Below are 4059 nucleotides of genomic sequence, written 5' to 3'. Positions count from 1 at the left end.
CACTAGAGTCGTCGAACGCCCCCTTTAATCCTACGCGGGTTTGTCCAACCTATAGTTACCTATTAGGCTTCGCTAATTGGTAACTTCAGAGTTCTCCATTGTCTATTTTGGCGCCTCACCGCCCATAGCTTCATATGCGAGAATGATATTCTTCATCGCTTGCTTTTCTTCGCGAGTAACCTCCCTATCTGAATAATACTGGCGACCATTATATCGCATCATCGTTTTATTAGAATCTGCAATTTTTCTTACCAAATCCCATGTTCGACGATCCATGTTAACATCCTTCCACTCCCAGATGCCTCCTCCCGCATTGTCTCTGTCCCAATCATCAAATAGACCATAATTCAAGGAGAAATCTTCACCATCAACTTTGAATGCAACTGAATCCACAAATAGCCAATCATCAGCATTGTAGCTCATCTTGAATCGCAACCAAACATAATCACCTTTTTTGCCTATATAAGCGTGAACATTACGCGTATTGTTTGTTCGTGGAGTGCTCTTATCATAGAACCAATCAATCTCTCTCATTTCGTCCGTAGACTTAGATAGGTTTCGAGTTGCTGCCGCCATCGCACGTTGGCGCTCTCTTTCTTGTCGCTCAGCTTCTCGCTTCTTTTCTAATGCAATGCGCTCTTGTTCTAAACGCTGCATTTCTATCTTTTCTACTTCTGCACGTTTTCTTTCCGCTTCGGCTTCCTTAAAGTGGTTCTCTGCTTCAACAAACCGTGCCATGCTTTCAGATACTTCGTCGGGCTGGTAATCTGGATATTTTTCGTTGAGTTCTTTGAGGGTCGCAATCCCTTCCTTAAAGCGATTGGTGTTTTTGAGTTCGATGGCTTTCGAATATAAGACCTCAGGTTCGTTTTCGAGCTGGTACACCTTCACCTGAAGCTCGGCCAATTCTTTTTTCAACGTGGCATTCTCGTCAGCGAGCTCAGAATTGCTAAGAAGTGAGCCAGCGACTGCGGCAATGATGATTCCGACCGTGGGAATGAGAACGAGGATTAGAATTATGCGGACGAATGTTTTCATTTATTTCTGGAGAATCGTAGAGGATGATCGACGGCGCGCTAGCGACGTTGATCACTCCGACTTGTTAGTCCTTCGTTTGTGGTGTTTAGCAGGAAGTAAAACATGTAGGCGACACATCCAGCGGTCAGTATCCAAAAATACCATTCTTTCCATATTTCGAAATCATTCTCTACTCCGATCATTGCGGTAAGGAGCGGGACTAGGATGGCTATACAGAAGAAAATCAGCCTTGGGTAGATGAGTATCGTCCCGACTAACGGTATAGTCGTAAAAGAGTGAGTGAAAAAGATCTTTGGCATTTTTATTGTTAAGCCGAAGGCGACTTCAAGTCCGACTCCTACAAGTAGTAGGATGAATGCAAATGCTGAGTAAATGACCATCCATGCTCCAACCTTTTGTCTCAATTTCATTTTTCTGACTAACGTGAAGAGTAGTCGATGCGAACCTGCGAGGTCAATCGTGCAAATGATTGTCGAAAAACTGACGGGTAAACTCGCATTGACTATCTCGCCTGGTTCCCGCAGGGACTGGCGAGTCTGAGGGGTGCTGGGATAGCCTGTGAGTCTCGCTCTGATTCGTTTCTTTCATTGATTTACTTGGCCTGTGATGCTCGTAGGGCGGGGGATTCCTTCGTCGTGCTAGTTTTTCTTACTTTCGATCCATCGAGCCTGAGATTCATTTTTTCAATTTCTGGGAACGTATGTGATAGACACGACATGTAGGCGAAGCCGTAATGTCGTTGTCTACTCACTCTGGTTCGATGGTTTTCTTTTCTTGGGCATCAATCTGCTCGATTTTACCATCGACCACTCTTTTGGTCAGATCGGTGTTTATTTCAGCGGATCTCATTCCGGGAAGCTCAGTGTTTTCAAATATTTTCTTTTCTACTTCTAAAACTCGATCCCAGTTCTCACTAACTCTTTCAGCGTCTCGAGCAGTGCCTCGAGCCTTTAAGAGATCTGGGTGCAATGTAGCGAAATTGATGCCTTTCTTAAAAGCAACTCGGGTATCTGCATCCAAATATACACAATTCTTTTTCCACCAGCATTCGCACTTCTTAGCTTTTTCGTAGAGGTCCGCGTCGTGGATGGACCAAAACATATCATCCCAGAGTGTGTATGCTTCCTGATATTTATGTAAACGCAGCTCTGGCGCCAATACCTTTAGAGCTCTGACATCTGCAAGTTGCTCTAGTATCAGATTATAGCGGGTTTTTACCTCCTGCGTGAGAGTTTCGACCTCCTGTATATCTTCTTTTAGGGCTCTCATGTCCCCCTTCTTCGAGAGGTAGGCACCTAGGAACGCTGCAAGACCCCCAAATACGATAGTCACAATCAGCCAAAAGAGGTTATCTGACCAATTTTCTTTGGTAATCTCCCTGAGTATTTGGACTACGGTTTCTGATTCCATTTATTTGTCGAACGTGGAGACCAGACACCCAGCCTGTGGGCTTAGTCGTCCTGTTGATTTTTAGAGTGTTATGGGCGGGTTAAATGGGTTGTCTGTGTCGTCTTCCATGAGAAGGGGTTAATGTTTAATGTGAAAATTTCAATTTTGTTACTCTTTGATGATGTATGTTTGAGAGGATGTCGAGACGGATTCCCTATGTCAGACTTCCATACGCACTCTTTTTTTTGTGAGCTTACCAGGCTCGGTGCTTGTGGGTGTCCTGTCTCGGAGCTGCTAACTGGTTCTCGCTTTCATTGTAATCGCCATGGTTTGGCTTGAAGCTGACGACACATCGCAGTCATCCGGACGGGACATGGGAATGGTCTCAAAATTCATCTTAAGCGGTGATTGCTCGTTGCTGACTGCTCTTGGTTGGGAAGGGTTCGTATTCGGAGTTCGGATCTTTCCAGAGTGCGAGCATCATCACTGCTAATTTACGGGCCGTCATGACGACGGCTTTCTTCTTAGCTATCTTTGCTCCGCTGTTCGCTTTGCGCTCTCCAGCTTCTTTGAGCGCGCTGGGCGGCCCAAAGTGTCCGAGCGTGTATTGAGCACAGCTGACGAGTAAGCGTCGCATCATGCGGTTGCCAGCTTTGGTGATGCGCATGGGCTTATCGACGTCGCCGGATTGATCACGCCCGGGCACGAGTCCAAGAAACGGGCCGACGTCTCGTGCTGTCGCAAAGCGGTCTGGCGAGCCAATAATTAAGACAAAGGATAATGCTGTGATTGGGCCGACTCCGGGAATCGTCAATAGCTTCTGGGCCACAGGGTAGTCCTCGGCGATCATGGTATCGATGTGCTTGTCTTCGGCTTTAATGAGTTCACTCAGATGGCCGATGCTTTCGATTACTGGTGCGACGAGTGCGTAATCCACGGCTTCAAGATGCTCCGTGGCCTTACGGGCAAAGGCCTCCGTGCTGCACCCGGATGGAAGGAAGATGCCAAGGCTTTTGAGAGAGCCGCGCACATGGTTGACCAGTTTGACGCGTGCGCTCACCAGGGCATCACGTGCTTCAATTATCTTCAGCGCTCGTTGGTGCGCCTCGCTCTTATGTTCGATGCCGTAGAGTAGGTTGCGGTCAAAACGTCCGATACGAGCCAGCAGCAGGGCGTCACGTTCGTCGTTTTTGTTGTCGGTCTGGTAGATCGCCCGGACCTTGCGTGGATTGGCGACGACTACCTTGTGGCCGCGCTGGTTAAATAGACGGCTAATCCATGGTGAATGGCAACCGGCTTCCATGATGAGGGTTGCGCCTCGGTTGGCTTTGCTGAAACGGATCAGCTCGGGCTGGTTGTTGAGCAGTGTTGTTCGTTCGATAATCTCGCCCTCTGCGTTTAGTGTGCAAGTTTCGTGGCTCTTGTCGCCGAGGTCGATGCCGATGGTGTGGGTGTTTTTTGCTGTATTCATAGTGGCGTAGTTCTATGCGATTGAGCTCCACTTTTGAAGCTTACTCGCTACGCCTTCTCATGCCTACTGGATGGGTCTTTTTATTCTGCCAGGCGGCCAGTCTTTAAGAGAGTGTATCCGTATAGAATTACTGGTATGTGGGAAAATAAACACACTAGCCC

Annotated in this window: 3 protein-coding genes; all 3 read right to left on the bottom strand. The window is 47.5% G+C overall.

Going from position 1 to position 4059, the window contains the following annotated elements; all coding sequences use genetic code 11:
• Positions 1 to 102: 102 nt before the first annotated feature.
• Complete coding sequence (locus tag QEH59_RS18160; protein WP_308986802.1) at positions 103 to 1038, bottom strand: tropomyosin; 936 nt, start codon at positions 1036 to 1038, stop codon at positions 103 to 105.
• Between the two features lie 747 nt (positions 1039 to 1785).
• Positions 1786 to 2448, bottom strand: coding sequence for a hypothetical protein (locus QEH59_RS18155; RefSeq protein WP_308986801.1), 663 nt, complete (start codon positions 2446 to 2448; stop codon positions 1786 to 1788).
• Between the two features lie 376 nt (positions 2449 to 2824).
• Positions 2825 to 3898: an IS110 family RNA-guided transposase gene (locus tag QEH59_RS18150; protein WP_308986800.1), complete on the bottom strand. Its 1074-nt coding sequence runs from the start codon at positions 3896 to 3898 to the stop codon at positions 2825 to 2827.
• Positions 3899 to 4059 lie beyond the last annotated feature (161 nt).

The organism is Thalassobacterium sedimentorum, from assembly GCF_031127905.1.
In the GTDB taxonomy this organism is placed as follows: domain Bacteria; phylum Verrucomicrobiota; class Verrucomicrobiia; order Opitutales; family Coraliomargaritaceae; genus Thalassobacterium; species Thalassobacterium sedimentorum.
This window is presented reverse-complemented; position numbering and strand designations above follow the sequence as displayed.